General features: G+C 69.5%; 21 protein-coding genes and 7 pseudogenes. 19 read left to right on the forward strand and 9 right to left on the reverse strand.

Annotated features, from left to right (window positions below):
• Positions 1–87: 87 nt before the first annotated feature.
• From asnB to E2651_RS03745, 4 genes are all read left to right on the forward strand, one after another.
• Positions 88–1,950, forward strand: coding sequence for an asparagine synthase (glutamine-hydrolyzing) (gene asnB / locus E2651_RS03730; protein WP_135329511.1), 1,863 nt, complete (start codon positions 88–90; stop codon positions 1,948–1,950).
• 41 nt (positions 1,951–1,991) lie between these two features.
• A complete protein-coding gene (locus E2651_RS03735; protein ID WP_135329512.1) occupies positions 1,992–2,516 on the forward strand; it encodes a flavin reductase family protein in 525 nt (174 codons plus the stop codon).
• 65 nt (positions 2,517–2,581) lie between these two features.
• On the forward strand, positions 2,582–4,225 hold the full coding sequence (locus E2651_RS03740; protein ID WP_135329513.1) for a tryptophan 7-halogenase: 1,644 nt from the start codon (positions 2,582–2,584) through the stop codon (positions 4,223–4,225).
• A gap of 22 nt (positions 4,226–4,247) precedes the next feature.
• Positions 4,248–4,736: a class I SAM-dependent methyltransferase gene (locus tag E2651_RS03745; RefSeq protein ID WP_245238552.1), complete on the forward strand. Its 489-nt coding sequence runs from the start codon at positions 4,248–4,250 to the stop codon at positions 4,734–4,736.
• Here E2651_RS03745 and E2651_RS45900 read toward each other — a convergent pair.
• Positions 4,687–4,965 (reverse strand): 4'-phosphopantetheinyl transferase superfamily protein, encoded by a 279-nt coding sequence (locus E2651_RS45900; protein ID WP_280922759.1) that lies wholly within the window; start codon positions 4,963–4,965, stop codon positions 4,687–4,689. The genes E2651_RS03745 and E2651_RS45900 overlap by 50 nt on opposite strands.
• A gap of 444 nt (positions 4,966–5,409) precedes the next feature.
• Between E2651_RS45900 and E2651_RS03755 the strand changes: the two genes are divergently transcribed.
• Positions 5,410–6,723 carry a cation:proton antiporter gene (locus E2651_RS03755; RefSeq protein WP_245238554.1) on the forward strand — a complete coding sequence of 438 codons (1,314 nt, stop codon included), beginning with the start codon at positions 5,410–5,412 and terminating at the stop codon, positions 6,721–6,723.
• Here the strand turns inward: E2651_RS03755 and larE are convergent.
• On the reverse strand, positions 6,713–7,558 hold the full coding sequence (gene larE / locus E2651_RS03760; protein WP_167828681.1) for an ATP-dependent sacrificial sulfur transferase LarE: 846 nt from the start codon (positions 7,556–7,558) through the stop codon (positions 6,713–6,715). The genes E2651_RS03755 and larE overlap by 11 nt on opposite strands.
• 26 nt (positions 7,559–7,584) lie before the next feature.
• Here larE and larB point away from each other — a divergent pair, with 26 nt between their 5' ends.
• From larB to E2651_RS45055, 3 genes and pseudogenes are all read left to right on the forward strand, one after another.
• Entirely contained in the window at positions 7,585–8,313 is a 729-nt protein-coding gene (larB, locus tag E2651_RS03765) for a nickel pincer cofactor biosynthesis protein LarB (protein WP_245238556.1), read from the forward strand.
• Positions 8,310–9,551 carry a nickel pincer cofactor biosynthesis protein LarC gene (larC, locus tag E2651_RS03770; RefSeq protein WP_135329517.1) on the forward strand — a complete coding sequence of 414 codons (1,242 nt, stop codon included), beginning with the start codon at positions 8,310–8,312 and terminating at the stop codon, positions 9,549–9,551. The genes larB and larC overlap by 4 nt, the downstream gene beginning before the upstream one ends.
• A 488-nt stretch (positions 9,552–10,039) precedes the next feature.
• A pseudogene (locus E2651_RS45055) lies at positions 10,040–10,259 on the forward strand (GNAT family N-acetyltransferase); the annotation flags it as partial.
• Between the two features lie 138 nt (positions 10,260–10,397).
• On the opposite strand, the gene E2651_RS03780 reads toward E2651_RS45055, so the two are convergent.
• The 4 genes and pseudogenes from E2651_RS03780 to E2651_RS45060 form a co-directional block, all read right to left on the reverse strand.
• Positions 10,398–11,210 carry an amino acid ABC transporter ATP-binding protein gene (locus E2651_RS03780; protein WP_135329518.1) on the reverse strand — a complete coding sequence of 271 codons (813 nt, stop codon included), beginning with the start codon at positions 11,208–11,210 and terminating at the stop codon, positions 10,398–10,400.
• A 57-nt stretch (positions 11,211–11,267) separates the two neighbouring features.
• Entirely contained in the window at positions 11,268–12,116 is an 849-nt protein-coding gene (locus E2651_RS03785; protein ID WP_135329519.1) for an amino acid ABC transporter permease, read from the reverse strand.
• Positions 12,113–12,901: a transporter substrate-binding domain-containing protein gene (locus E2651_RS03790; RefSeq protein WP_245238562.1), complete on the reverse strand. Its 789-nt coding sequence runs from the start codon at positions 12,899–12,901 to the stop codon at positions 12,113–12,115. Before E2651_RS03790 ends, E2651_RS03785 begins: the two co-directional genes overlap by 4 nt.
• Before the next feature lie 502 nt (positions 12,902–13,403).
• Positions 13,404–13,691: pseudogene (locus tag E2651_RS45060) on the reverse strand (Sir2 family NAD-dependent protein deacetylase); the annotation flags it as partial.
• Between the two features lie 281 nt (positions 13,692–13,972).
• Between E2651_RS45060 and E2651_RS03800 the strand changes: the two are divergent.
• The 3 genes and pseudogenes from E2651_RS03800 to E2651_RS43675 all read left to right on the forward strand — a co-directional run.
• Positions 13,973–14,806 carry a PIG-L family deacetylase gene (locus E2651_RS03800; protein WP_135329521.1) on the forward strand — a complete coding sequence of 278 codons (834 nt, stop codon included), beginning with the start codon at positions 13,973–13,975 and terminating at the stop codon, positions 14,804–14,806.
• Between the two features lie 237 nt (positions 14,807–15,043).
• Complete coding sequence (locus tag E2651_RS03805) at positions 15,044–16,072, forward strand: bile acid:sodium symporter family protein (RefSeq protein ID WP_135329522.1); 1,029 nt, start codon at positions 15,044–15,046, stop codon at positions 16,070–16,072.
• An 81-nt stretch (positions 16,073–16,153) separates the two neighbouring features.
• Positions 16,154–16,276, forward strand: a pseudogene (locus tag E2651_RS43675) (phosphotransferase); the annotation flags it as partial.
• 431 nt (positions 16,277–16,707) lie between these two features.
• Here E2651_RS43675 and E2651_RS45065 read toward each other — a convergent pair.
• A pseudogene (locus tag E2651_RS45065) lies at positions 16,708–16,877 on the reverse strand (IS5/IS1182 family transposase); the annotation flags it as partial.
• 173 nt (positions 16,878–17,050) lie between these two features.
• Positions 17,051–17,893, reverse strand: a complete 843-nt coding sequence (locus E2651_RS03820) for a helix-turn-helix transcriptional regulator (RefSeq protein ID WP_209446056.1) — start codon at positions 17,891–17,893, stop codon at positions 17,051–17,053.
• 164 nt (positions 17,894–18,057) lie between these two features.
• On the opposite strand from E2651_RS03820, the gene E2651_RS03825 reads away from it, so the two are divergent.
• The 6 genes and pseudogenes from E2651_RS03825 to E2651_RS03850 all read left to right on the forward strand — a co-directional run bounded on the left by E2651_RS03825 (position 18,058) and on the right by E2651_RS03850 (position 22,134).
• On the forward strand, positions 18,058–19,002 hold the full coding sequence (locus E2651_RS03825) for an SDR family oxidoreductase (protein WP_135329525.1): 945 nt from the start codon (positions 18,058–18,060) through the stop codon (positions 19,000–19,002).
• Positions 19,003–19,055: 53 nt separating this feature from the next.
• Entirely contained in the window at positions 19,056–19,337 is a 282-nt protein-coding gene (locus tag E2651_RS03830; protein WP_135329526.1) for a hypothetical protein, read from the forward strand.
• Entirely contained in the window at positions 19,324–20,121 is a 798-nt protein-coding gene (locus E2651_RS03835; protein ID WP_135329527.1) for a VOC family protein, read from the forward strand. The genes E2651_RS03830 and E2651_RS03835 overlap by 14 nt, the downstream gene beginning before the upstream one ends.
• Before the next feature lie 480 nt (positions 20,122–20,601).
• Positions 20,602–21,024, forward strand: coding sequence for an amidase family protein (locus E2651_RS03840; protein WP_245238559.1), 423 nt, complete (start codon positions 20,602–20,604; stop codon positions 21,022–21,024).
• Between the two features lie 78 nt (positions 21,025–21,102).
• Positions 21,103–21,229 (forward strand): annotated as a pseudogene (locus E2651_RS45070) (translocation protein TolB); the annotation flags it as partial.
• A gap of 116 nt (positions 21,230–21,345) precedes the next feature.
• Entirely contained in the window at positions 21,346–22,134 is a 789-nt protein-coding gene (locus tag E2651_RS03850; RefSeq protein WP_135329528.1) for a VOC family protein, read from the forward strand.
• Here the strand turns inward: E2651_RS03850 and E2651_RS03855 are convergent.
• A pseudogene (locus E2651_RS03855) lies at positions 22,131–23,195 on the reverse strand (ABC transporter ATP-binding protein); the annotation flags it as partial. The gene E2651_RS03850 and the pseudogene E2651_RS03855 overlap by 4 nt on opposite strands.
• A gap of 8 nt (positions 23,196–23,203) precedes the next feature.
• Between E2651_RS03855 and E2651_RS03860 the strand changes: the two are divergent.
• Together E2651_RS03860 and E2651_RS03865 are read left to right on the forward strand one after the other, a co-directional pair.
• Positions 23,204–24,151 (forward strand): annotated as a pseudogene (locus E2651_RS03860) (HAD-IC family P-type ATPase); the annotation flags it as partial.
• On the forward strand, positions 24,148–24,669 hold the full coding sequence (locus E2651_RS03865; RefSeq protein ID WP_135329531.1) for a copper chaperone PCu(A)C: 522 nt from the start codon (positions 24,148–24,150) through the stop codon (positions 24,667–24,669). The pseudogene E2651_RS03860 and the gene E2651_RS03865, both read left to right, overlap by 4 nt.
• Positions 24,670–24,705: the final 36 nt, after the last annotated feature.

The raw sequence follows: 24,705 nt of genomic DNA on the forward strand, positions 1-24,705 counted from the left end.
GTAGTCTCCGTATTCGCCCAATAGCGGCAGGAATTCGGTGTCGACTTTCATCGCGGCGCAATTCGAGGACTCCATGAGGAGCAGTCCATGTGTGGAATCGCAGGAATGGTGTCCTTCACCAGCGAGTTGACTGAGCGCCTGGAGCTCGTCGACAAGTTGTCCGAGCCGCTGACGTTGCGCGGTCCGAACGAGGCAGGACACTGGACCGGCCGGCATGCACTGATCGCGTTCCGCCGCAACGCCGTCATAGACCTCGATGGTGGCCGGCAGCCCATGGTCGCCGCGGACGCTTCGGGGTCCGACATCGCTGTCCTTGCCTACACCGGGGAAATCTTCAACACCGATGAACTGCGAAACGAGTTGTCGGCCCGCGGCCACCGATTCCGCGACCACAGCGATACAGCGGTGGTGCTGCATTCCTATCTGGAATGGGGTGAGCACTGTGCGGAGCGGCTGCGCGGCATGTTCGCATTCACCGTATGGGACGAGCGGGCCGGCCGCCTTGTGCTGATCCGGGACCGGTTCGGGATCTATCCGCTGTGCTACGCCGAGGTCACGGACGGACTCGCCTTCGCCTCCGAGCCGAAGGCACTGTTCGCCGCCGGGGCCTGTCGGCCGGTGGTCGGCCAGGACGGTCTGCGCGAACTGCTCGCCTTCACCCCCACACCCGGCGACACCGTGTTCCGTGGTGTGTCCGAGGTGGTCCCCGGACAGGTCGTGACGTATGACCGCACCGGACTGCGGCGGCGGACCTATTGGCGGCTCGAGGTCCGCGAGCACACCGACGACTACGAGACGACGGTGCGTACGGTCCGGGAGCTGCTCGAGGACGCGGTCCGCACCCAACTGGTCGCCGATGTGCCGCTGGGCCTTATGCTCTCCGGTGGTCTGGACTCCAGCGCCCTCTGCGCGATCGCCGCCAAGAGCGGCGGTTCCCGGCGGTCCGCGCACCTCGACGGCTCCGCCGACGACACACTGCGCACGTATTCGATGGAGTACGGCTACCACTTCGACCACTTCCGCCCCGACGAGCAGTTCCCGGCTCTCGACAGCCCGTACGCGCATCTGATGAGCCGCCATCTCGGTTCCGATCACCGCGAACTCGTGCTCGGCGCGGCAGATGCAGCCGACCCGGCGCGCCAACTCGGCGTAGTCGCCGCGATGGATCGTCCGACCGCCCGCCTCGACATGTATGTCGCCGCGCAGCGGCTCTCCGCCTCGGTGCGGGAGACCTCGAAGGTGGCAGTGAGCGGGGACGGCGCCGATGAGCTGTTCGGCGGCTACCGCTGGTTCCGGGACCCGGCGCGTGCCGCCTCGGGCGCCTTCCCTTGGTTCGGCCCCGGGCACCGCATCGACGAGTTCGGCGATCTGCTCGACCGGGGGCTCCTCAAGGATCTTGACCTGTCCGGCTACAGCACCGAAAGGTATACGGCGGCACTGGCCGAAGTGCCCCGGCTCGACGCCGACGTGGCCGTGGACCGCCGGATGCGGGAACTGACGTATCTGCACATGACGCGGTACGTCCGGGTGACGCTCGACCGCAAGGACCGGATGGGCGCATCGGTGGCACTCGAGGGCCGGGTGCCGTTCTGCGATCACCCGCTCGTCGAGTACGTCTTCAATGTGCCGTCGTCGATGAAGACAGCCGGCGGCTGGGAGAAGTCGCTGCTGCGGGCCGCGGTGGCGGACCTGCTCCCGGCCGAGGTCCGGGACCGCAAGAAGTCCCCCTTCCCCAAGGTGCAGGATCCCGCCTACGACGAGGCTCTGCGCGTACGGCTGCGGGAGCTCACCCGGGACTCCGTCAGCCCGGTCGCCGCCCTGCTCGACCCGGCCCGGGTGGACTCCGTGCTGAGCGGCACCGATGAGCCGGGTATCAGCCGGCTGAGCATCGAGATGGCGATCGGGCTCGATCTCTGGGTCCGGGAGCTCGGCGTCACCATCGCCGCCTGACCGGCGGAACAACCGGAGTTGTGGAAGGCAGGTGGACAGCGGTGATCGGGACTCGGATCGATCCGGGGATCCTGCGCCGGGTGCTCGGGCAGTTCGCCACCGGCATCGTGGTCGTGACCGCGCACACCGACGACGGGCTGCCCGTCGGGATGACGGTGAACTCGTTCTGCTCCGTGTCCCTTGAACCTCCGCTGGTGCTGTTCTGCGTCAGCCGGGCCTCCCGGCTGCACCCGGTGTTCACAGCCGCCCCCGCGTTCGCGGTCAATGTGCTCGGCGAAGCCCAGCGTGAGCTGTCCCTGGCATTCGCCAGGCCCGGCCTTGACCGGTTCGGCACCCTGTCGCACCGCTCCGGGGCCGGCGGAGTGCCGCTGCTCCCCGGCGCGCTCGCCGTCGTCACCTGCACCACCGCCTCGGTCACCGAGGCAGGCGACCACGACATCGTGCTGGGCCGGGTGACAGAGCTGGACTGTGATCCGCGGTCGCTCGCCGACCCACTGGTGTTCTACGGCGGCGCCTACCGTCGGCTCGCTTCCCGGCACGCCGACTGGTGGACCGCGTTCAGCTGACCTCGCCACGTTCCGGCCCGAGGTCACAGCGACTGCGCACATCAACGCAACGGAGAGGGAAGTCGATGCCCGATCGTGACGACGCCTACGACGTGATCATCCTCGGCTCGGGGATAGCCGGCTCCATCCTGGGCGCCGTTCTGGCCAGGAACGGGGCGAAAGTGATGCTGGTGGACGCCGGCGTGCACCCGAGGTTCGCGGTGGGTGAATCGTCCATTCCGCGTACGCTCAACATGTTCCGCATCATCGCCGAGCGTTACGACGTACCCGAACTGGAGCTCTTCTGCTCGTTCGACAAGGCGATCAAGGAGATCGCCCCGACGATGGGCCGCAAGCTCCACTTCGGCTTCATGATGCACGAGGAGGGCAAGGAGCCCGACCCGGCGCACACCACACAACTCGGTACCCACATCCCGGACTTGCACACCAGCCACCTCTTCCGGCAGGACACCGACTCGTATCTCTTCCATCTGGCCGTGAAGTACGGGTGTGTCGCCCGTCAGGCCTACCGGGTGCAGAACGTCGATTTCGGCGAGCATGAGGTCACCATCAGCGGACAGGACGGCACTCGGTTCCGCACCCGTTACCTCGTGGACGCCAGCGGCTTCAGGTCCCCGGTGGCCGAGCAGCTCGGGCTGCGCGCAGGGCCCGATGCGCTCAAGCACCACGCCCGCTCCCTGTTCACGCACATGATCGACGTCCGGCCCACCGACGAGTGCCTGAAGATGCCGAAGGAGGAACGGCCGCCCCTGCCCTGGGTGATGGGCACCATGCACCATGTCTTCGAGCGCGGCTGGTTCTGGGTCATCCCGTTCAACAACGACCCCGGCTCCATCAATCCGCTGGTCAGCGTCGGCCTGACTTTCGACGAACGCCGCTATCCCAAGCCGGACGACATCACGCCCGCCGAGGAGTTCGCCCGCCACGTCAGCCGGTTCCCGGTGCTCGAGCGGATCTTCGCCGATGCCAAGACGGTCCGGCCCTGGGTGTCCACCGGCCGGTTCCAGTACACCTCGACCCAGACGGTGGGCCATCGCTGGTGCATGATGTCGCACGCCGCCGGCTTCATCGACCCGTTGTACTCCCGCGGTCTGTCCAACACCGGCGAGGTCATCGATGCCGTTGCCTGGCGGCTGCTGCGGGCACTGAAGGACGACGACTTCTCCGAGGAGCGCTTCGCGTACGTCGAGCGTCTTCAGCAGAGCCTGGTCCGCTACAACGACAACCTGGTCAACTGCTCCTTCATCTCGTGGTCGGACTGGGATCTGTGGAACGCCGTGTACCGGGTGTGGGCGGCCTCCCAAATGCCGGCCAGCATGCGGCTGAGCCGAGCCGTGGAGCGTTTTCGGATCTCGCGCGACGAGCAGGTCTTCACGGACCTGGAGGACGAGGAGTTCGTGGGCTCGCCGTTCCCGAACAAGGCCTACGACGAGCTGTTCTTCGAGATGGTCCGCCTCTGCGACGCCGTCGACCACGGCGAACTCCGCTCCGGCGACGCGGGCGCGCAGTTGATGCGGGCTGTCCGCTCCTCACCGGCCGTACTGCCGATGCAGGGGCTCGACGACCCGGAGTCCCGGTTCGTGGCCAAGACCCGCGAATCGTTCCTGGGTCTTGCCCGCTGGCTCGCCGCCGAGGGGCCACAGGACATGCGTTATCTGGTGGACAACCCGCGGATCAAGGCTGCCCTTGCGAGCCGGCCGACCGCATAGCGACACACCAAGGAGGAGCCCCGTGCCGGACGTTGCGATCCAGGAGTACGACGAGGGCGCGCTGTACGCCGAACTCCTTGCCGGGGTCCGCGGCCAGGTCCTTGAGATCGGCGCGGGGACGGGCGTGAGCTTCGTGCGTGCCGGGCGGGTGGAGCAACTCCCGGTACCGACCGGCTCGTTCGACGTGGTGGTGATATCCCGGGTGCTCTGTTCGGTCAAGGATGTGTCCGGCGCGCTGGCGGAGCTGCGGCGGGTACTGCGCCCGGGCGGGGAGCTGAGGTTCTACGAGCACATCCGTTCCGGGCGGCCAGGACTGGCACGGACGCAGCGGGCCCTCGACCTCATCTGGCCGCTGGTCACGGGCGGCTGCCATCTGGCCCGCCGCACGGAGGCGGCACTTGCGGCACACGGTCTTCGGATCACCGATGCCCGCCATTTCGACCTGCTGGTGGCCGGCCGGGTCACACCCGCGTCGCCCTGCGTGATCGGACGTGCGGTGAGGCACGGGTGAACGTGGTGAGCGGCAGGCCCGACTCGCAGTGCCGGCGGCCGGTCAGCAGGGACGGGATGCCGGACGCGGCGTGCGGAGACTTCGGCGGCAGCAGCCGTGCGGTCAGGCCGGCGCCGATCTCGTCGATCGTGATGTCGACATCCTCGAAGCCAAGTGGCATCCGGGTCAGCGGAAACCATGCCTTGTGCGCCGCCTCCTTGGCGCTGAACAGCAGACGGTCCCAGTGCACTGCCGGCCGGTCACGGTCAGCAGTCGGTCGAGCCGGGCGCGCTCCGGGGGAAGGCTGATGTACTTCAGTATGCCGCGGGGCAGCGCCCCGTTCGGCTCCGCGTCGATTCCGGCCGCGACCAGTCCGGTGCTCTGAGCCACCACGGCCGCCCGGTAACCGGCGCAATGAGTGAGGCTGCCCACCACCCCGGCAACTCGCGTCGGCGCCGGGAGGTCACAGGGCCGAGTATCGCTTCCTCCGTCGGCAGCGAGAACGCGTCGGGGATATCGCCGAATGCTTCCGCGCAACAGGATTCCGAGGGCACCAAAAGATCCATCATCGACAGTCCTTTCCGCTACTGACAAGGGTCGGTGCGAGCCGGCTGCTCAACCCCATCGGTATCTGCTGTCTGCCCGTGGATGAAATGAGCATCGGCGAATATTGCATTCACCGTAGGAGAGCCCCGTGTTGATTGCACTTCCGGTGGCGCCGATACAGAGCCACCAACTGCTTGTGTTTCTCCTCCAGGTAGGGCTGCTGCTGATGCTGGCCCTCATCCTTGGCCGTCTGGCGGCCCGTTGCGGACTGCCTGCCGTGGTGGGTGAGCTGTGCGTGGGCATCGTGCTCGGGCCCTCGTTGCTCGACCACGTGGCGCCGGACATCGCCGGCTGGCTGCTGCCCAAGGACACCGGGCAATTCCATCTGCTCGACGCCGCCGGCCAGCTCGGGGTGTTGCTGCTCGTCGGAATAACCGGAGTCGAGCTCGACCTCGGCATGGTCCGCCGACGCGGCCGGACCACGCTCGCGATCAGCCTGTCCGGGCTCCTGCTGCCCCTGGGGCTCGGTATCGGGGCCGGATACCTCGTCCCGGAGCAGTTTCTCGGCGGCGATGGGGAGCGCCCTGTCTTCGCGCTCTTCCTCGGGGTCGCGATGTGCGTCAGTGCCATACCGGTCATCACCAAGACGCTGTCGGACATGAACCTGCTGCACCGCAACGTCGGCCAGCTGACCCTCGCCGCCGGCATGATCGACGACATCGTCGGTTGGCTGATGCTCTCCATCGTCTCCGCGATGGCCACCACAGGAGTGCATCCGCAGACAGTCGGCCGCTCGATCATGTGGATCGCGGTGGTGATCGGCTTCGCCGCCACGGTGGGCCGGGTGGTGACCCGCATCGGGCTGCGCCGGGCCAACCGTGCTGCCGCTGCCGGGGCGCCGGCCGCCTTCATCGCCGTCATCGTGCTGCTGGCCAGTGCGGCGACCCAGTCGATGGGCCTGGAGGCGGTGTTCGGCGCGTTCGTGGCCGGCATCATGCTGCGGCAGTCGGGCGCGGTCCGGATGGAACTCCTCGCCCCCATACGGACGTTCGTGCTCGCGGTCCTGGCTCCCCTGTTCTTCGCCACTGCCGGACTGCGTGCCGACCTCACGGCGCTGCGCCGTCCCGAAGTGCTGCTGCTTGCGGTGACGGTCTTGTTCATCGCCGTCGTCGGGAAGTTCGTCGGGGCCTTCCTCGGCGCCCGGCTCGGCCGCCTGGACCGGTGGGAGGCTCTGGCCATCGGAGCGGGCATGAACTCACGCGGCGTCATCGAGCTCGTGGTGGCGTCGGTCGGGCTGAGGCTTGGCGTACTGACAACCGAGTCCTACACCGTCGTGGTCCTCGTGGCCGTGGCGACCTCGGTCATGGCACCGCCGATTCTGCGCTTCGCGACCCGTCGGATCGAGCAGACGACTGAGGAGGTGGTACGGGCCCGGCTGAGCGCCGCCGGGGTCAGCGGCTGAGTCTGCGGGGGACGGGCGGCAGATGATTCATCGAACCGGAGCGGAACTCGTGCACGGCGACGGGCAGTTCGCCGAAGCCGGCCTCGCGGACGGCCTCGGCAAGGCGCGGGTCCCGCAGCACGGCGGGCAGTGACTCCCGGTCGACCTCGATCCGTACGGAGGTGTCCAGATCACGCACCCGGACATTGCCCTTGCCGGCAGGTCCGAGCAGACGGCGTACGGCGATCTCCGCACGCTCGACCCGGGCCAGCCTGTTCGGCGTGACCTCGATTCCGTACGCGATGCGGCTCGCCAGGCAGGCCATGGCCGGCTTGTCCCAGGTGGGAAGCGACCACAGACGGGCCACGGCCCGGACGGCGGACTTGCCGAGCCCGGCGTCGGCGAGCGGTGTGCGGGCGCCGCGCTCGGCGGCAGCGGCGATCCCTGGGCGGAAGCGGTCGACCACATCATCTGTGTTGGTGCCGGTGGCGACGGTGTCATAGCCCCGCTCCGCCGCGAGCGCCCGCGCGGCGTCGAGCAGGCTGCTCTTGCAGAAGTAGCAGCGCCGGCGGCCGTTGGCGCGGTAGCCGGACACGTCCATCTCGTGGGTGTCGACGCGGTGGTGCGCCACGCCAAGCTCTTCGCAGAACCGGGTCGCCGCCAGGAGTTCCTCGTCCGGAAGGGAGGGGGAGACGGCGGTCACGGCGGCCATCCGGTCCGGGCCCAGCGTTCTGGCGGCTGCCGCGACCACCACGCTGGAGTCGACACCGCCCGAGAAGGCGACCAGAGTTCTGCCGTAGCCGGAAATTTCGGTGAGCAATGCCTGTGCGCCATGAATTGCCGTACGTTCTCCCATGATTTCCGCTCCGCAGAGTGAGGGCGATGGAACAGATGCCAGCAGAGTACAAGGGAGTTGTCCCGGAGACCGAGCACGCCCGTGAGACCGATCTCGGATTCGCGCGCATTGATATTGACCGGGCCCGCCGTACCGGCGACCCCGAAGTGGTATTCGGTGAGGGGAAAACACCGGAGCAAGTGGTCGCCACCCTGCGGGCATTGCATCGGGCGCACCCGGACCGGGCGGTGCTGGCCACCAGGCTGTCCGACGAGGCGCGCGAGCTGTGCCGGCGGGAGCTGTCCGGAGCGGCGGTCGACGACGTGGGCAGAACCGCGGTGCTCGGCCCGCCGCCCGCGCCGAAGGGGAGCGTGGCCGTGGTGTCGGCGGGCACCTGCGACCTGCCCGTGGTGCTGGAATGCGTGGCCACGGTGCGCGCGTTCGGCTCCCGCGCGGAAGTGGTCGGCGACGTGGGTGTCGCGGGACTGCACCGGCTGCTCGCGCAGCGGGAGAGGATCGCCGGGTGCCACGTAGTGGTGGCCGTGGCGGGGATGGAGGCGGCCCTGCCGTCCGTGCTCGGCGGGCTGATCGGCCTGCCGCTGATCGCCGTGCCGACGAGCGTCGGATACGGCTGGCATCTGGACGGTCTGACGGCCTGGCTTGCGGTACTGAACAGTTGTGCTCCCGGGGTGGTGTCGGTCAACGTGGACAACGGCTTCGGCGCGGGTGTCGCCGCGGCGCGGATCGCCAGGTGCGCGGGACCGGGGGCGGTATGAAGACGCTCTGGGTCGACCCCGGGAACGGCGCCGCGGGCGACATGCTCCTTGGGGCGTTGCTCGACGCGGGAGCGGACGAAGGTGCGGTGGGGTCCGCACTTGCCCGGATACCGGTCGAGCGGGTCGGACTGACACTGACTCAGGTGCGCCGTCACGGATTCCGGGCGGCGAGGATCCAGCTGGATGTGCCCGATACGGGGAAACACCGGGGAGTGGCCGACGTCGTCGGGGTGCTGCGGTCGGCCGGGCTTCCCGAACCGGTGCGGTCCTTCGCCGAGGCCGTGTTCCAACGGCTCGCGGCGGCCGAGGGGAAGGTGCACGGGATCGCGGCCGACCAGGTCCACTTCCACGAGGTCGGTGCGCTCGATGCGATCACCGACGTGGTGGGGTGTGCTGTCGCGTTGCACGAGCTCGGCCTGCTCGGCGCCCGGACGCGCGTGGTGAGTGCCATCGCGGTCGGCTCCGGCGCGGTGGAGAGCGCACACGGCCGGATTCCGCTGCCGGGTCCTGCGGTCCTTGAGCTGCTCACCGCCGCGGGTGCGCCGATCGCCGCTCATCCCGCGGGCATGGAGCTGTGCACGCCCACCGGCGCCGCCCTGCTGTGTGAGCTGGCCACCGACTGGGGCCCTCCGCCGGCCCTGACCCCGCTCGCGGTCGGGGTCGGCGCCGGGGCGGCTGACCCGTCGACACATCCCAACGTGCTGCGTGTTCTCATCGGCGAGCCGCACGAGGCTGCCGAGGCCGCCGAGGAGTGGATGTCCGCTTCCCTGCACCAGGTGGACACCACCGTCGACGACCTCGATCCCCGTGTGTGGCCGGATCTGTTGAGCCGGCTCCGGGCGTTCGGAGCCGCCGACGCCTGGTGCACTCACGCGCTGACGCATCAGGGCCGGCCCGGTCAGATCCTCAGCGCTCTGGTCCCGGCCGACCGGCTCGATCTGGTGTGCCGGATCATCTTCGAGGAGACACCCACTCTGGGGGTTCGTATTTCGGCGCTCGCCCGCCGGAGTCTTCGCCGGGACCAGGTCGAGGTCCCGGTGGGCGACACCACGGTGCGGGTGAAGCGCGGCTATCTGGGGTCCCGCATGGTGACGGTGCAGCCGGAGTACGCCGACGTCCTGGCGGCGGCACAGCGCCTCGACATGCCCGTGACCAGGCTGATCGAGGAGACGCGGGCCAGTGGCCGGAAGATGGGCCGCTGTTTCCCCGACGCGCCCCCGGGCTCGCCCGCCGACTGACGTGCTCCTCGGCAACATTCAGGCGTGCATGGCGACGTAGTGGCGTACGGCCGTCTCGATGGCTGTAGCGGTTTGGGCGGCGCTCGGGGCGCGGGAGGCCAGTGCCCGCTCCCGCTCGGCGATGCATACCAGCACGCGGTCAGGCCGGGCCGTCGCTCCAGCTCTAGAACTCGCTGGGCAGGGAGGCGCCGCCCACGTTGATGACGCGGGTGCACAGCCCGTACGGCTCGCACCACTCATCGGTCGGGGCGGCCTTGTCCGTGGAGACCACCGGCCGCACTCCCTGCTGGCGTCGGAGGGTGTCGCACTGGCTGTGGCGGCAGATGCCGTCAAACAGGACGAATGTCTGCCAACTGTGGCCTCCGCAGGTGCAGTTCGGTGCCGAGGTACCCAACCGCCGTCGATGGGCGTACGGCAACTTTGGCGCCTTGTCCCTGGTCACGGACGGCGTCGGCGCTTCACTGACCCGTCTGGCGGCTGTCCCGGCCCGGCACTACGACGGAGAGTTCGCCAAGTTCGAGAGCCCGCACCAGTGGTGGCGCATCGCCGAACTTCCCGACGGTGGCGGCCCGGTGGGCTTCGTGCCTCGCCGAGGGCACCCGCATCCTGGCCGCCGAGGGCGTCGACCGGATCAGGGCATCCACGGACCTCGGGAGCACCCCTGTGGCGAAGTCCTTCGCCCGTGCCGGATACGTCAACTTCGAGCGCACCCCGAAACCGATCACTCAACCCGGACACGGCGGCCCGAGCCCGGGGCACGATGTTGCCGAGGGGCCGGGCAGGCTCCGCCGGTACAGCACGGGATCAGTCACGTCGGGACCTCGCCCGTGCCATCCGTCGGCCCGGTCAGGCGGTGCCCGCGGAGTCGTCGGCCGTGGTGCCGCCCGCGGGTGCGAGCACGCGAGCGAGGAAGGCGCGGGTGCGCGGGTGCCGAGGGCTGCCCAGGACCTCGTCCGGGGTGCCCTCCTCGACGATCACGCCGTCGTCCATGAAAACGACGCGGTCGGCGACTTCACGGGCGAAGCCCATCTCGTGGGTGACGACCAGCATGGTCATGCCTTCGTCTGCGAGGGAGCGCATGACGGCCAGTACGTCGCCCACGAGTTCCGGGTCGAGCGCGCTGGTCGGCTCGTCGAACAGCATCAGCTGCGGGCCCATGGACAGGGCCCGCGCGATGGCCACACGCTGCTGCTGGCCGCCGGAGAGCTTGGCCGGGTAGCTGCGTTCCTTGTCCGAGAGCCCGACCCGGGCCAGGTTTTCCCGGGCCACCTGCGCGGCCTCCTCCTTGCTGCGGCCAAGCACCCGGCGCTGGGCGATGGTCAGGTTCTCCAGCACGTTCAGATGGGCGAAGAGGTTGAACTGCTGGAAGACCATTCCGATGTGGCGGCGCACCTGGTCGATGTCCGCGTCCGGGTCGGTGATGTCCGTTCCGGCGACGAACACCGTTCCCGCAGTGGGCTGTTCGAGAAGGTTTGCGCAGCGCAGCAGTGTCGACTTGCCCGAGCCCGACGGTCCGATCACACAGACCAATTCGCCGGGCCGGATGGTGAAGTCCACACCCCGCAGGACCTTCAGGTCACCGAAGGACTTGTGCAGCCCTCGGATGTCGATCGCGGTGGCCGGGACGTCTGCGGGATCGGTCTTGCTGGTCGTCGTCATGTCCGCGTCCCTGTCCGTGGCTGTCTGTGGTGGTGTTGATGTGGTCTCGCTCATCGTTCACCTCGCCTGGGCATGGCGTGCCTCAAGACGGCGCACCAGGAAGCCGAGTGGGACGGTGACCAGCAGATAGCACAGTCCGGCCACGAAGATCGGCGTCGTGTTGGCCGTCTCGCTCGCCAGGTCCCGGCCGAACTTGGTCAGTTCACGGGTCTGCAGGGACACCCCGAGGAACAGCACCAGTGAGGAGTCCTTGAACAGCAGCACCAATTCGTTGGTGAGAGGCGGCACGATGATCCGGAATGCCTGCGGGATCACGATCGATCGCATGGCCAGGGCCTGTGACATGCCGAGCGTCCGGGCGGCCTCCAACTGGCCGCGGGGTACCGCCTGGATGCCGGCACGTATCGTCTCGGCCATGTACGCGGCGGCCACCAGGCCGAGTGCGACGGCGACTTGACCGTACGCCCCGCCCGGTATCACCACCCCGGGGAAGGCGAGCGGCACCCCGACGCCGATGAAGATGAAGATGAGCAGCGCGGGCAGGCCGCGGAAGACCTCGATGTACAGCGCCGCGAGCCAACGGTAGGGGGCGACCGACGACAGCCGCATCAGGGCGATGACCAGGCCAAGCACGAGACCGACGCCGAACCCGGACAGGGTGTACAGCACCGTATTGGCCAGTGCCACGGTGAGCAGCTCGGGGAACATTTGCTCGGCCACCGACAGTTGCAGGAACTGCTCCTGGAGCTGGTTCCAGTCGGCGAGCCCGGCGGCAGCCGCCACGGCGGCGAGGAGGCCCACGTACTGCGCCGTGCGCACCAGACTCCGCCGGCGCCGCAGCGAGAGGCGGCGACGGGCGGTGCGGGTCGGTGGCCGCGCGTCCGTAAGGGGTGTCTGGGTGCTCACCGGGCATCGGCTCCTTCGGGCATCGGGCCGATCCACTGCTCGTAGAGCTTCTTGTACGTCCCGTCCTTCTTGGACCGCGTGATGGCCTTGTCGATCGAGGCCAACAGCTTCGGGTTGCCGCCCTTCTTCACGGCGAAGCCGTAGTGCTCACCGGTGGCGACAGTGCCGACCAGCTTGAACTTGGCCGCGTTCGCGGGGTCCTTGAGCCAGTTCGCGACGACCGGGTAGTCCTGGATGATCACGTCCACCTGACCGGTGCGCAGGCCGTTGAGCTCGGCGTCCGAGCTTTCGAAGGACTGCGGGTCGAGGCCCTTGCCGTGCGCGGTCTCCTCGCCGGTGGTCGAAGACTGCGAACCCAGCTTCAACTTCTTGGACTTGACGTCGCCGAGGCTCTTCGCGGCGACGCCCTTGCGGGCAAGGAGTGCCTGGTCGGCATCGAAGTAGGGGACGGAGAAGTCGAGATGCTTCTTGCGCTCGTCGGTGATGGTCATGCCCGCGGCGGCCACATCGCAGACACCGGCGTTGAGGTCCGCGCCGGTCTTGATGGTCTCGAAGGACTTGTCCACGATCTGCTGTTTCACGCCGATTTCTTCGGCGACGAGATCGATCATGTCGACGTCGAACCCGACGACTTTGCCGTTCTTCTCCGACTGGAACGGCGCGTACGGCAGATGCGTGCAGGTGGTGAGCTGGTCGGCGGTGACGAGGCGGACGCCGTCCGCCGTGGTGGTGGCCTCGCCGCCCTTGCTGCATGCGGTGACGGCGACGGCCGTGCTCACGGCCAGGGCGAACGGGACGGTACGGTGCAGGAGACTTCCGCGGAACGGCACGGTGCTACCCCTTCGGGAGTGGGAGGGACATACGGGCGATGAGTCGCGGCAAACACCCGAACAGAGGCAACTAAGCAGGTCAGAGCCATGGTTGCGGCCTTCGGTCGGGTGGAATTGCGGGTCGGCACACCCTGCACCGACCCACCATGGAAAGTCCAGTGCTGATCTTGTGAATTCCCTGGTGCAGGGCAGCAGTCCGGCGACGGCCTCAGGATGCCGAAGGTGGCGGCCCGTGGGAGCCGACAGGGGGTACGCCACATCCGCTCCGTCTCGTCACCCCAGGTTCACGGCACACCCCCCTATTCGCGGCCTTCAGCCGAAGGGCCTCGGCCTGCCGGGCAGGGGTCCAGCGGCAGCGTACTTCCGCGTATGGCGTCGTACGGGTGTCAACGGTGCTTCACAACTCCGAACCAGAATCCTGCAATACCGGCTTAGGGGGCTGCTCCTGTGTGTCCCCTTACTGGGGCGGGAGGTCGATACGGCGGTCGGCCCAGCGGTTACCACGGGTGGGGCCCTGGTTCACGATCAGGACCGGGGTACGAGACTGGGCCGCCTGGCGAATGAATCGGAGCCCGGACATGACCGTCAGGGAAGAACCCAGCACGAGCAAGGCGGCCGCCTCGCCGACAAGGCCCCGGCACGCCGTTACCCGCTGGGGCGGCACGTTCTCACCGAAGAACACGACGTCCGGGTTGAGGACCCCGGTTCCGCAGGCGGTGCACGCCACCACTCGGAACTCGCGGACCGCCCCATTCCACCGACTGCAGTAGCACAGGCCAGTCTCCGCGCCAACGCGCCCGCCCACGTGCAGCCGCTTGCCTTGACGCTGAGACTTGCAGGTCGTGCCTTGTACCTCGTTCGCGTTGAAACGCCGACGCCTGGGGAGGTCAAGCGGCCGGGCCGGGAACAGCCAGTCCTGTCGTGACGGTTGCATCGACCGAGGGGCCGGCGCCGCGGGGCCCCAGGGATCGCGGTACGCCCGTCGCGCACTCGGACCAAGACGTATTTCCGCAGGAGGAATGATTCATGACTGACCGGCCCTTGACGCTCATGGCCGTACACGCCCACCCCGACGACGAGGCCACCGGAACCGGAGGGATCCTCGCGCGGTACGCGGCGGAAGGCATCCGCACGGTTCTCGTGACGTGTACCGACGGCGGTTGCGGTGACGGACCGGAGGGTGTCAAGCCGGGCGATCCCGGGCACGATCCGGCGGCCGTCGCCTCGATGCGCCGTCAAGAACTCCAGGAGAGCTGTGACGTCTTGCAGGTCAGCGATCTGGAGACGCTGGACTATGCCGACTCCGGGATGATGGGCTGGCCGAGCAACGACGCCCCCGGGTCCTTCTGGCAGACCCCCGTGGAGGAAGGCGCCGCCCGGCTCGCGGACCTCATGCGGCACTACCGGCCCGATGTGGTCGTCACCTACGACGAGAACGGCTTTTACGGCCACCCCGACCACATCCAGGCCCACCGCATCACGATGGCGGCGCTGGAGATGACCGACCTGGCACCGAAGGTGTACTGGACGACGATGCCCCGCTCGGGGATGCAGCGGTTCGGCGAGATCATGCGCGAGTTCCATCCGGACATGCCGGAGCCGGATCCTGCCGAGGCCGCCGCGATGGCCGAGATCGGCCTCCCCGACGACGAGATCACCACGTGGGTGGACACCACCGCGTTCAGTGGCCAGAAGTTCGACGCGCTGGCCGCGCACGCCAGTCAGGGCGAGAACATCTTCTTCCTCAAGATGGGCAAGGAGAGGTTCGGCGAGTTGATGGGCGTGGAGACCTTCGTACGCGTCAAGGACGCCACCGGCGCGGCCGCACCCGAGAACGATCTCTTCACCGGACTGCGCTGATCCGCCCGTCCGACCGGGGCCCGCGAAAGCTCATCGGCCGCACGGCGCGATCGAGCGGGCACACCCGGAGCCTTGTCCGCGCGAGTTCCGCTCCAGCAGCCCGTCCGCGCTGCCCAGTCGAAGGGGGCTGACTGAGCTCACCGGGCTCCTGTCGTCCGGTCGGCGGCCTCGGTCGCCGGGTTCCGGGCGCGGGCCCTGCGCCTCTCCGCCACGGCCGGCGTGCGGGAGCTGTTCTGTATGGTCGTGGACTTTTCGAGCAGCCTCCCGGAGTCTGTTCGCGTGGACTCGCCGCTGACCACCTATCTGCTGCCTGCCGTCCTCGCCGTGATCATGTTCGGTCTCGGACTCGGCCTGTCTGTGGCCGACTTCCGCAGGATCGCGGCGTATCCGCGGCCTGTGGCCGTCGCGCTCGTCTGCCAGCTGGTGCTGCTGCCCGCCGCCTGTCTGGGCCTGGTGCTGGCCTTCGACCTGAGTCCCGCGCCGGCCGTCGGCATGATGCTGCTCGCGGCCTCTCCCGGCGGCACGATGGCCAATATCTTCAGCCATCTCTTCGGCGGCGACGTCGCCCTCAACGTCACGCTGACCGCCATCAATTCGGTCATCGCCGTCGTCACGCTGCCGATCGTCGTGAATCTCTCCCTCGACCACTTCATGACCGGCACGGACGAGGCGCTGGGACTGCGCTTCGACAAGACACTGCAGGTCTTCCTCGTCGTGCTGGTGCCGGTCGCGGCGGGAATGCTGGTCCGACACCGCCGTCCGGACTTCGCGGAGCGCTCGACGCGGATGGTCAAGGTGACGGCGGTTGCCGTGCTCGTCGGCGTCATCATCGCCGCGCTTGCCGCCGAGCGTGAGAACGTGCTCGGCTATCTCGCCGACGTCGGCCTTGTCGTCTTCCTTTTCGGCGCGATCTCCCTGACCATCGGCTACGGCGCGACCCGGCTTGCCCGCGGCGACCACCGGCAGTCCGTCGCCACCTGCTTCGAGATCGGCATGCACAACACCACGCTGTCGATGGCGATCGCCCTCAGCCCCTCGCTCCTTGACAGCACCCGGATGGCCATCCCCTCGGCGGTGTACGCGGTGGTGATGTTCGTCATGGCCCTGACCGCCGGCTTCCTGCTGCGCCGCATCGCCCCGGCCGAGGCTGCCGCCGTCAGCGCGGGAGCACCTCCGGCGTCCGCCTCCGAGAGCCGGACGCGGAGCAAGCGGGTGGGCCCGCGGTGGCCACGGAGACGGCCTGCAATCGGCCGGGAGAAGCTGTAACCCCGGCGATCGGGTCCGGCGACATCGTGACTCACGGCCACAGGGTGACCACGGGGGCGAGGGGTGGGCTGCGACGAGAGAGCTCATGCGGCGGCTCTCGACGGAGAGTACGAGTGGCTCGTGACGCACGGCGACCTGCAGATCGCCCACGTGTTCGTCGACGGGGACGAGATCACCGGCATCGTCGACTGGTCCGAGGCGGGCCCCTCAGTTCGCCGACGAGCAACCATCGCTCGTGCGGACCGGCTTGCTCCTCGATGAGCAGGTCAACCTGGACACGCACGCCTGGACCGCATGGTCGGACCTGAGCTTGCTGCCAGACCCGGTTGAGCCGCCACAGTTGCCGGCCGTGCTCGGCACCCTGGTGCCAGACGGTCCGTGGCGTGATCGGGATCGTGCATGACGGGCGGTCACAGCGCCTGCTGTATGAGGGTAGGTGAGTCGGTCGGTCGACTCGTAGCGGACAGCGAGCTTGTCGTACCTGGTCGCGACGCCTCGTGCCTGCTTGTTCCGGCCGGGTGCGGGGGGCGACGACCGCCGATCCGGGGGACACGGATTCGGTCCATCACCTGCTCGAAGACGGGTGCGTCGCCCCGCTGGCCGACGGTGATGACGGCTGCGAGGACATGGAAGGAGGCGTCGACGGCGAGGTGAATCTTGGTGGTCGGCCCGCCGCGCGAGCGCCCCGGGCCGTGGTCGTCCGGCTCGGCCGCGAGGCCGTTCGGACGCGTCCGGCCCGGATCGGCAGCCCCTTTTTGCGGGCCCCGGCGGCACGCTGGTGGGCCCGGCAGACAGTGGAGTCGACCGAGACTTCCCACTCGATGACCCCCTCGGTATCCGCCTTGACCAGCAACTTCTTCAGGACACCTGCCGCCGATCCCTCGGAGGTCGGCCCATCTTCGGTATCGGCGGCAAGTCCGCTTCCAGCCGCTCCCACTGCGTATCCGTCAGATCGCCACGAGGCATCTCAACCACGCCCTAGTGCAGTGTCTGCGCCCCGATCACCGAAAGCAGCGACAGCTTCTCGGCGCTCTCGCTGCCGGGAATCGCCGTATGGACGAGCAGGAAGTGCGACTGGTTCGGATCGAGCAGCGTCTGGCAGGTCAACTCCAGTGCGCCGACCTCGGGGTGGACGAAGCGCTTCACCTCGTGGGGACGGATGCCGATCTCGTGCTCGTCCCACACCTTGCGGAACTCGTCGCTCTGTTCGAGCAGCAGATCGGCCAGGTGCGCCGCCCGCGACTCAGGACCGCGCAGCGTGAGGATGCCGCGCAGGCCCGATGCGAACATGCGGGTGAGGAACGGATGGTCCTCGGGAGCGTACAGCGCCCGCGTGGCCGGGTCGGTGAACCAGCGGTAGCCGAGGCTGCGGGCCGGGCCACTGAAGGATGTCAGGTCGCCCGTGAGCGCGACACCGACCGGTGTCTGCCGCAGGGTCTCGCCGAGTTCGGTGACGATCTCCGCGGGGGTGTCGTGCAGCCGGTCGAAGATGCGCAGCATGCCGGGGCTGATGTGCTCGCTGACGGCGCCCCGTACGGGCGGGTTGTGTCCGGCCAGCCGGAACAGGTGGTCCCGCTCGTCCAGGGACAGCCGCAGGCCCTGTGCGATGGCGGCGATCATCTGCTCCGAGGGCTGGGGTCCGCGTTCCCTTTCGAGGCGCGCGTAGTAGTCGGCCGACATGTGGCACAGCGCGGCCACCTCCTCCCGCCGCAGCCCGCTGGTCCTGCGGCGGCTGCCGCGCGGCAGGCCGACGTCCTCGGGCTGCAGCGCCTCCCTGCGACGCCGGAGAAACTCCGCCAGGCCGGCCCGGTCGATCAGCATGCGTTCCTCCGTCGCAGATCCACCCGCACTCTTCCTTCGCGTATGCACCTTTGTACCGGCGGCGTACCGCGGTATCCACGCCTCATCGATCCCCCCTTCAGGGCCGCAGGACCGCCCTTCGCCGGGGAATGATGATCAGTGGGCACCATCGCCGAGGAGTGAACATGCCACGCACACCCATCGACCTCACCGTCCCCGACCTGTCCGGCAAGCGCGCCGTCGTGACCGGCGCCAGCGACGGCATCGGGCTCGGCCTCGCCACGCGGCTCGCCGCGGCGGGGGCCGAAGTGCTCCTGCCCGTACGCAACCCGCACAAGGGCGAGGCCGCGATCGGCACGATCCGTCGAACGGCCCCCGACGCGAACGTGTCGCTCCGCGAGCTCGACCTGTCCTCGCTCGACTCCGTCGCCGCCCTCGGCGGGACCCTGCGCGAGGAGGGCCGGCCGATCCATCTGCTCATCAACAACGCCGGCGTCATGACTCCGCCCGACCGGCAGACGACCGCCGACAGTTTCGAGCTGCAATTCGGCACGAACCATCTCGGCCACTTCGCCCTGGTGGCCCATCTGCTGCCGCTGCTGCGCGCCGGCCGCGCGCGGGTGACCTCCCAGGTCAGCATCGCGGCGAACCAAGGAGCCATCAACTGGGACGACCTGAACTGGGAACGCTCGTACGATGGCATGAAGGCGTACAGCCAGTCGAAGATCGCGTTCGGGCTCTTCGGCCTCGAACTCGACCGGCGCAGCCAGGCCCACGGCTGGGGCATCACGAGCAACCTTTCCCATCCGGGAGTCGCCCCGACGAGTCTGCTCGCCGCACGCCCCGAGGTCGGCCGGAGCAAGGACACCATGGGTGTGCGCCTGATCCGGGCCCTGTCCGCCCGCGGCATCATCGTCGGGACGGTAGAGAGCGCGCAGTTTCCCGCCCTCCTCGCCGCCACCTCTCCCGACGCCAAGGGTGGCGGGTTCTACGGGCCGCGGGGACTCGGGCACATGGGCGGCCCTCCCGGAGAGCAGAAGCTCTACTCCCGGCTGCGCAGCGCAGAGGAGGCCCGGCGGATCTGGACCGCCTCGGAGAACCTCACCAAGGTCTCCTTCCAGACCGCGTAACCCACCCGAGGGGCACACGGTGGCGATGGCCGGCGACGGCAGCGACGGCACCAATGACACCCTCGTCCTGGGCCTCGCCCAGGTCGGGACCGCCATGGCCGGACACCGCCGACCTGGTCCGTGCGGCGGACGACGACGTGCGCAGCCACGGCTCCTGGTACGGGCAGGAGTTCCGCGTGTGGCACGGCACCGACGACGGCCCGCCCGCGCACGTCCTCGGCCCGCAGGCCACCGCCGAGGCCCATGACCGGGCGGTCGACGCGCGACTGTCAGTGCCGAGTGCCAGGCTGGTGCCACACAGGATCTGCGAAGGGAATCGCCGTGATCACCACTGACCTCGCTTCCGGCTCCCCCTGTTGGCTCGACCTCGGTGCCCCGGACGTCCGGTCCGCCGCGGCCTTCTACGGCGCGGTGCTCGGCTGGGAGTACGAGTCCATGGGCGAGTCGGCGGACATGGATGGCGGGATGTTCAAGAAGGACGGCAAGACCGTCGCCGGGCTCGGCAAGCTCACCGAGGAGGGAGCGCGCTCGGCCTGGATGATCTACTACACCGTCACCGACGCGGACGCCACGACTCAGGCCGTGGAGCGCGCGGGCGGCACGGTGCGGGTGGCGCCGCGGGACCTCGACGACTGGGGTCGGATGGCGCAGTACAGCGACCCGCTGGGGAGCCAGTTCGCCGTCTGGCAGCCGGGGAAGAACGCGGGCTTCGAGCTGGCGGACGAGCCGGGCTCGCTGTCCTGGACCGAGCTGTACACGAGCGACGCCGAGGCCGCCAAGGTGTTCTACGGCGGTGTCTTCGGCTGGCAGTTCAGCGACACGGAGCTGCCGGGCGGCGGTGGCACGTACACCCTCATCACCCCCGCCGGGCTGGCTGAAGAGCGCATGCAGGGCGGCCTCATGCAGCTCCATACAGAGGACCTCGCGCTGGCGGGCGGGCGGCCGTACTGGCACCCGGTCTTCGCTGTCGCCGACTGCGACGCCGCGGTCGCGAAGGTCACCGAGAACGGAGGGAGCGTGCAGATGGGACCGGCGGACGCGGAGGGCGTCGGCCGCCTGGCCGTCTGCCTCGACCCGTCGAACGCGGACTTCGTGGTGCTCACCCCGGCCCAGAGCTGAGCCGACTGTCCGCCGGAGCGGCGGCTGGGGCATCAACCGGTCCAGGTCCGGTCGGCGACCTCCGGGAGGCCGGTGCCGTGGGTGCGGGTGCAGACGTGGTGGCGGGTGCGGGTGTCGGCGATGCGCACCCCGGACGTCCTCGCCGAGCAGGGTCACTAGCCGAGCAGGGTCACTACCGGCACCCGGTATCCCACCGGTGTCCGGTCGGCGCCAGGTCACCCACGTCAGCGTGGGATCGGCCGGCGGGTTGGCGGCTGGGATCGGGCGGCGGAGGTGTCACCTGAGTGGCCCAACCCGGCGGGTGCCGCGATCTGTGGAAGCCCCGCACCCTTGCGCCGGACGCGGCCCGTATAGTCCGCTGACCCGCATGAGGAAGAAGAGCATGGCCGCAATGACGGCCGCCCTCGTCGCGGGGTCGCTTTTGACGGGCGTACCGAACACCGGTGCGCAGCCGAGGACCGCGGCGTCGATCTGGACACCGTGACGATTCCGGAGTTACAGGCGCGCATGGCGGACGGTTCGCTGACCTCGGCGGCGCTTACCCGGGCCTACCTGCGGCGGATCGAGGACGTCGATCCCAAGATTCACTCGGTGCTGCGCACCAGCCCGACGGCGCTGCGCCAGGCGGCCGCCAGCGACGCCAGGCACCGGCGCGGCAAGACCCTGGGGCCGCTGGACGGTATCCCCGTGCTGGTCAAGGACAATGTGAACACCCGTGGAATGCCGACGACCGCCGGATCGCTCGCGCTCGCCGGGAGCCCGCCCGGCACCGATGCCGCGCTGGTGACCCGGCTGCGGAGGGCGGGGGCGGTGATCCTCGGCAAGACCAATCTGTCCGAGTGGGCCAACTTCCGTGCTGCCAAGCCGACTTCGGGGTGGTCGGCGGTGGGCGGGGACTTCTAGGTTCCGGAAGCGCACCCCCCCGCGACCCGCCGCCCGACCGGTGCGGCAGGGACGGTCACGCTCCCCTGGAGTGATCAAGTGGAACGTCGTAGTTTCCTGCGGAGCGGTCGTCGGCGGCACAGCAGCGGCATTCGGCTACACCCTCATGCAGGGCGCGGCCTACGCGGCACCGGCCCAGAAAGGTCCCGGCCCGTACGGAGCGCTTCCAGAGATTGAATGCCGACCTGTCGCGATCATTGGTCGTGTCCCGGGCGCGAGGGCACTGGCTGGCGCATAGCGTGAAAGCGACAGAAATCCGCCGGAACCGGAGGTTCTCTCGCGATGGCCGTGCAACCCGAAGGAACGCCCTGTTGGGCGGACGCGATGTTCCCGGACGTGGAAGCCGCGAAGAGCTTCTACGGCGAGGTGCTCGGCTGGACGTTCGACGCCGGGTCGGAGGAGTTCGGGGGCTATGCGCAGGCGCGCTCGGACGGGAAGGCTGTCGCCGCCGTCTCACCGCAGATGCCCGGCGTGGAAGGCCCCGCCGCCTGGAACCTCTACTTCGCCGCACCCGATGTCGCCGCGACCGCCGCGAAGATCCGTGACAACGGCGGAACGCTGGTCATGGAGCCGATGCGGGTCGGTGACTTCGGCACGATGGTGACCGCTCAGGAGCCCAGTGGCGCGTACTTCAGCGCCTGGCAGGCCGACACCCACGAGGGTTTCGAGAAGACCGGCGAGGCCGGGGCGTACTGCTGGGCGGATCTCAACACACGCGACCCCGAGAAGACGGACGCGTTCCTCCCCGCCGTCTTCCCGTTCGAGGTGAAGACGATGGACGTCGACGACGTCGATTTCAGGCTCTTCCAGGTGGGCGGTGAGCCGGTGCTCGGCCGCCTCAAGATGAACGGGGACTTCCCGCCCGATGTGCCGGCGCACATCAATGTGCACTTCGGCGTGGACAACTGTGACGCCGCGATCGCCACGGTCACCAAGCTCGGCGGGCAGTTGCTCTTCGGGCCGATGGACAGTCCCTTCGGCCGTTTCGCGACGGTCTCCGATCAGCAGGGCGCGGTCTTCACCGTCATCGATCTGACGAGCACCGAGGGCGAGATGCCCACGTTCCACTAGAGCGGAGTGCCGCGGGTGTCGGACCATGCCGCCCACAGGACGGCATAGGTTCCGGCCGCTCGGCTCAGTTCGTCGTGGGTGCCGCTCTCGACGATCCGGCCGCCTTCCATGACGACGATCCGGTCCGCGGCGGCGGCCTGGGTGAGGCGGTGTGCGACGACGAGCGCGGTGCGGCCGTCGACCGCGCGGTCGGCCGCCTGTTCCAGGAGACGGGCGCCGGTGCTCCCCGCCTCGGCCGTCGCCTCGTCGAGCACGGCCACCGGCGGATCGGCCAACACGAGGCGGTCCAGAGCCAGTTGCTGGAGCTGTGCGGGGGTGAGGCGGTGACCGCCGTCGCCGACGATCGTGCCCAGGCCGTCGGGCAGCGCCTCGACCCGGTCCGCGGCGTCCACCACCGCAAGGGCCGTGCGCAGGTGCGTGTCGGTGGCGTCGGGCCGGGCCAGGCGTAGATCGTCCGCCAGCGGACCGGCGAAGACATGGGTCTCCTGGGTGACCAGGGCCACCGGCAGACCGTTGCCCGGCTCTTCGGTACCGGTCGTCACGAGCACCGAGCCCGACGTCGGACGGTGTACGCCCGCGATGAGCCTGGCCAGAGTCGTCTTGCCCGCGCCGCTCGGGCCCACCAGAGCCACCCGTTCCCCGGTCCGCAGCGTGCGGGCCACGTCCTTCAGGACGGGGCGCCCGGTCTCGTACGCGTGGTGGACTCCGGTCACGGCGACGGCTCTGTCCGGTGCCGCGCCGGGCTCCTGGGGGTGTGCCACTGCCCGTCCGGGTTCGGGGTCCGGCTGGTCGGTCACCCCCACGAGCCGGGCGAGCGCCGCGGTCGCCGACTGCGCGTCGTCGAGCAGCACAAGAGCGGAGTTGACCGGGGTGAACAGACTGTGGAAGTACAGGGCCGCGGCCGTCGCCGTGCCGATCGACACGGAGCCGGACCGCACCAGGAGGAACCCGGTGACGAGGACCGCCGTGAGGCCCGTGTACCCCGCGATGTGCAGGCGGTTGTAGAAATCAAGGACGAGCCGCACGCCTCGCAGCGTCAGATCGACCGCCGTCCGCGACCGCTGGTCCGGGGGCGGTGGAGCGGGGCTCCGAGCATCCGCTGGGCAAGGCGATCGCCGGGTACGCGGAGCAGGTGGAGTCCGATGGGGAGCGGGCGGAGTCTGATGAGGAGCAGGCGGGGTCTGATGGGGAGCAGGTGGAGCCTGATGGGCCGTTGCCCCGGATGACGGAGTTCACCGCGAGCGTCGGGGCGGGCGTGGCCGGGCGGGTCGGGGAGCGGCACGTCGAGGTGTGCGCCCCGGGTGACACCCGGCTCTCCGAACCCCTCTCCGCCGCGCTGGCCGCGGCCGAGGCCGCCGCGCAGACCCCGGTCCTCGTTCGGGTGGACGGCAGGCCCGAGGCCGTGATCGCCGTGGGGGACACCGTGCGGCCCGAGGCCTTCCGGGCGGTGGACCGGCTGCGGCGCCTGGGGCTGCGTGTCGTGCTTGCGACCGGTGACCGGGAGGCGACCGCCCTTGCCGTCGCCGCCGAACTCGGCGTCCCCGAGACCGATGTGCACGCGCGCTGCACGCCGGAGGACAAGGCTCTGCTCGTCAAGGAGTTGAAGGCCGAGGGGCTGCGGGTCGCCGTCGTCGGGGACGGCGTCAACGACACGGTGGCGCTGGCCGGCGCCGACCTGGGCATCGCGATGGGCGGCGGCACGGACGCCGCGATCGGGGCGGCCGACGTGACGCTGGTCCGCGAGGACGTGCTGGCCGTCGCGGACGCGGTCCGGCTCGCCCGCCGAACCATGGGCACGGTCCGCGCGAACCTGCTGTGGGCGTTCGGGTACAACCTGGTGACCGTGCCCCTGGCGATGACGGGGTGGCTCAACCCGATGGTCGCGGCCGCCGCGATGTCCGTCAGCTCGCTGCTCGTGGTCACCAACAGCCTGCGCCTGCACGCCTGGCAGCCGACGGCCTCACATGTCGTACGAGGGGGCCGCGGCGCCGCGCGTCCGTTGGGGGCAGCCGCGTGAGCGCCGCCGGAACGCCCGTGCGGCGGCTGCGACTTGGGGCCTCGGCCGCCGCCCCCGCGTTGGCCGCGGCGCTGGCCGGCGCGGGGGCCCTGGCGGGACTCTCGGCATGGACGGCCGCCGGAGCCGCCGGCTCGGCACCCGAACTCCGCGTCACAGCAGCCCGCGTGCTGCTGCCGTCCGAGGGCAACGCCAGCACGGCCGCGGTGTTCCGCATCCGCAACACCGGCGGGGCCGCGGACCGGCTGATCTCCGTCAGCTCGCCGACGATGGGCGAGGCGATGCTCTCCCGCGACGCGCCCGTCGGCGAACGGGCGGCACGCATGTCCATGGTGGATTCGGCCACGGTGCCGGCTCACGGAACGCTGACCATGACGCCGTACGGACTCGATGTGATGGTCGAGCTCCGCGAGCCTCTGCGCCTCGGTCAGCGCGTCGAGTTCAGCCTGCGCTTCGAGGATGCCGGGTCGCTGACGACGGAGGCGCTTGTTGTGCGGCCCATCGACTGGGAGGCGTCGTGAGGTTGGTCGGCTGGGGCGGGTCGTGAGGCCGGGGCG

The organism is Streptomyces sp. MZ04, from assembly GCF_004684775.1.
In the GTDB taxonomy this organism is placed as follows: domain Bacteria; phylum Actinomycetota; class Actinomycetes; order Streptomycetales; family Streptomycetaceae; genus Streptomyces.

What these genes read in the sequence shown, in the direction of transcription:
- asnB (WP_135329511.1), top strand. Translation starts at nt 88, where the DNA reads ATGTGTGGAATCGCAGGAATGGTGTCCTTCACCAGCGAGTTGACTGAG.
- E2651_RS03800 (WP_135329521.1), top strand. Translation starts at nt 13,973, where the DNA reads ATGACTGACCGGCCCTTGACGCTCATGGCCGTACACGCCCACCCCGAC.
- E2651_RS03740 (WP_135329513.1), top strand. Translation starts at nt 2,582, where the DNA reads ATGCCCGATCGTGACGACGCCTACGACGTGATCATCCTCGGCTCGGGG.
- larB (WP_245238556.1), top strand. Translation starts at nt 7,585, where the DNA reads ATGGAACAGATGCCAGCAGAGTACAAGGGAGTTGTCCCGGAGACCGAG.
- larC (WP_135329517.1), top strand. Translation starts at nt 8,310, where the DNA reads ATGAAGACGCTCTGGGTCGACCCCGGGAACGGCGCCGCGGGCGACATG.
- E2651_RS03820 (WP_209446056.1), bottom strand. Translation starts at nt 17,893, where the DNA reads ATGCTGATCGACCGGGCCGGCCTGGCGGAGTTTCTCCGGCGTCGCAGG.
- E2651_RS03850 (WP_135329528.1), top strand. Translation starts at nt 21,346, where the DNA reads ATGGCCGTGCAACCCGAAGGAACGCCCTGTTGGGCGGACGCGATGTTC.
- E2651_RS03780 (WP_135329518.1), bottom strand. Translation starts at nt 11,210, where the DNA reads ATGACGACGACCAGCAAGACCGATCCCGCAGACGTCCCGGCCACCGCG.
- E2651_RS03805 (WP_135329522.1), top strand. Translation starts at nt 15,044, where the DNA reads ATGGTCGTGGACTTTTCGAGCAGCCTCCCGGAGTCTGTTCGCGTGGAC.
- E2651_RS03830 (WP_135329526.1), top strand. Translation starts at nt 19,056, where the DNA reads ATGACACCCTCGTCCTGGGCCTCGCCCAGGTCGGGACCGCCATGGCCG.
- E2651_RS03825 (WP_135329525.1), top strand. Translation starts at nt 18,058, where the DNA reads ATGCCACGCACACCCATCGACCTCACCGTCCCCGACCTGTCCGGCAAG.
- larE (WP_167828681.1), bottom strand. Translation starts at nt 7,558, where the DNA reads ATGGGAGAACGTACGGCAATTCATGGCGCACAGGCATTGCTCACCGAA.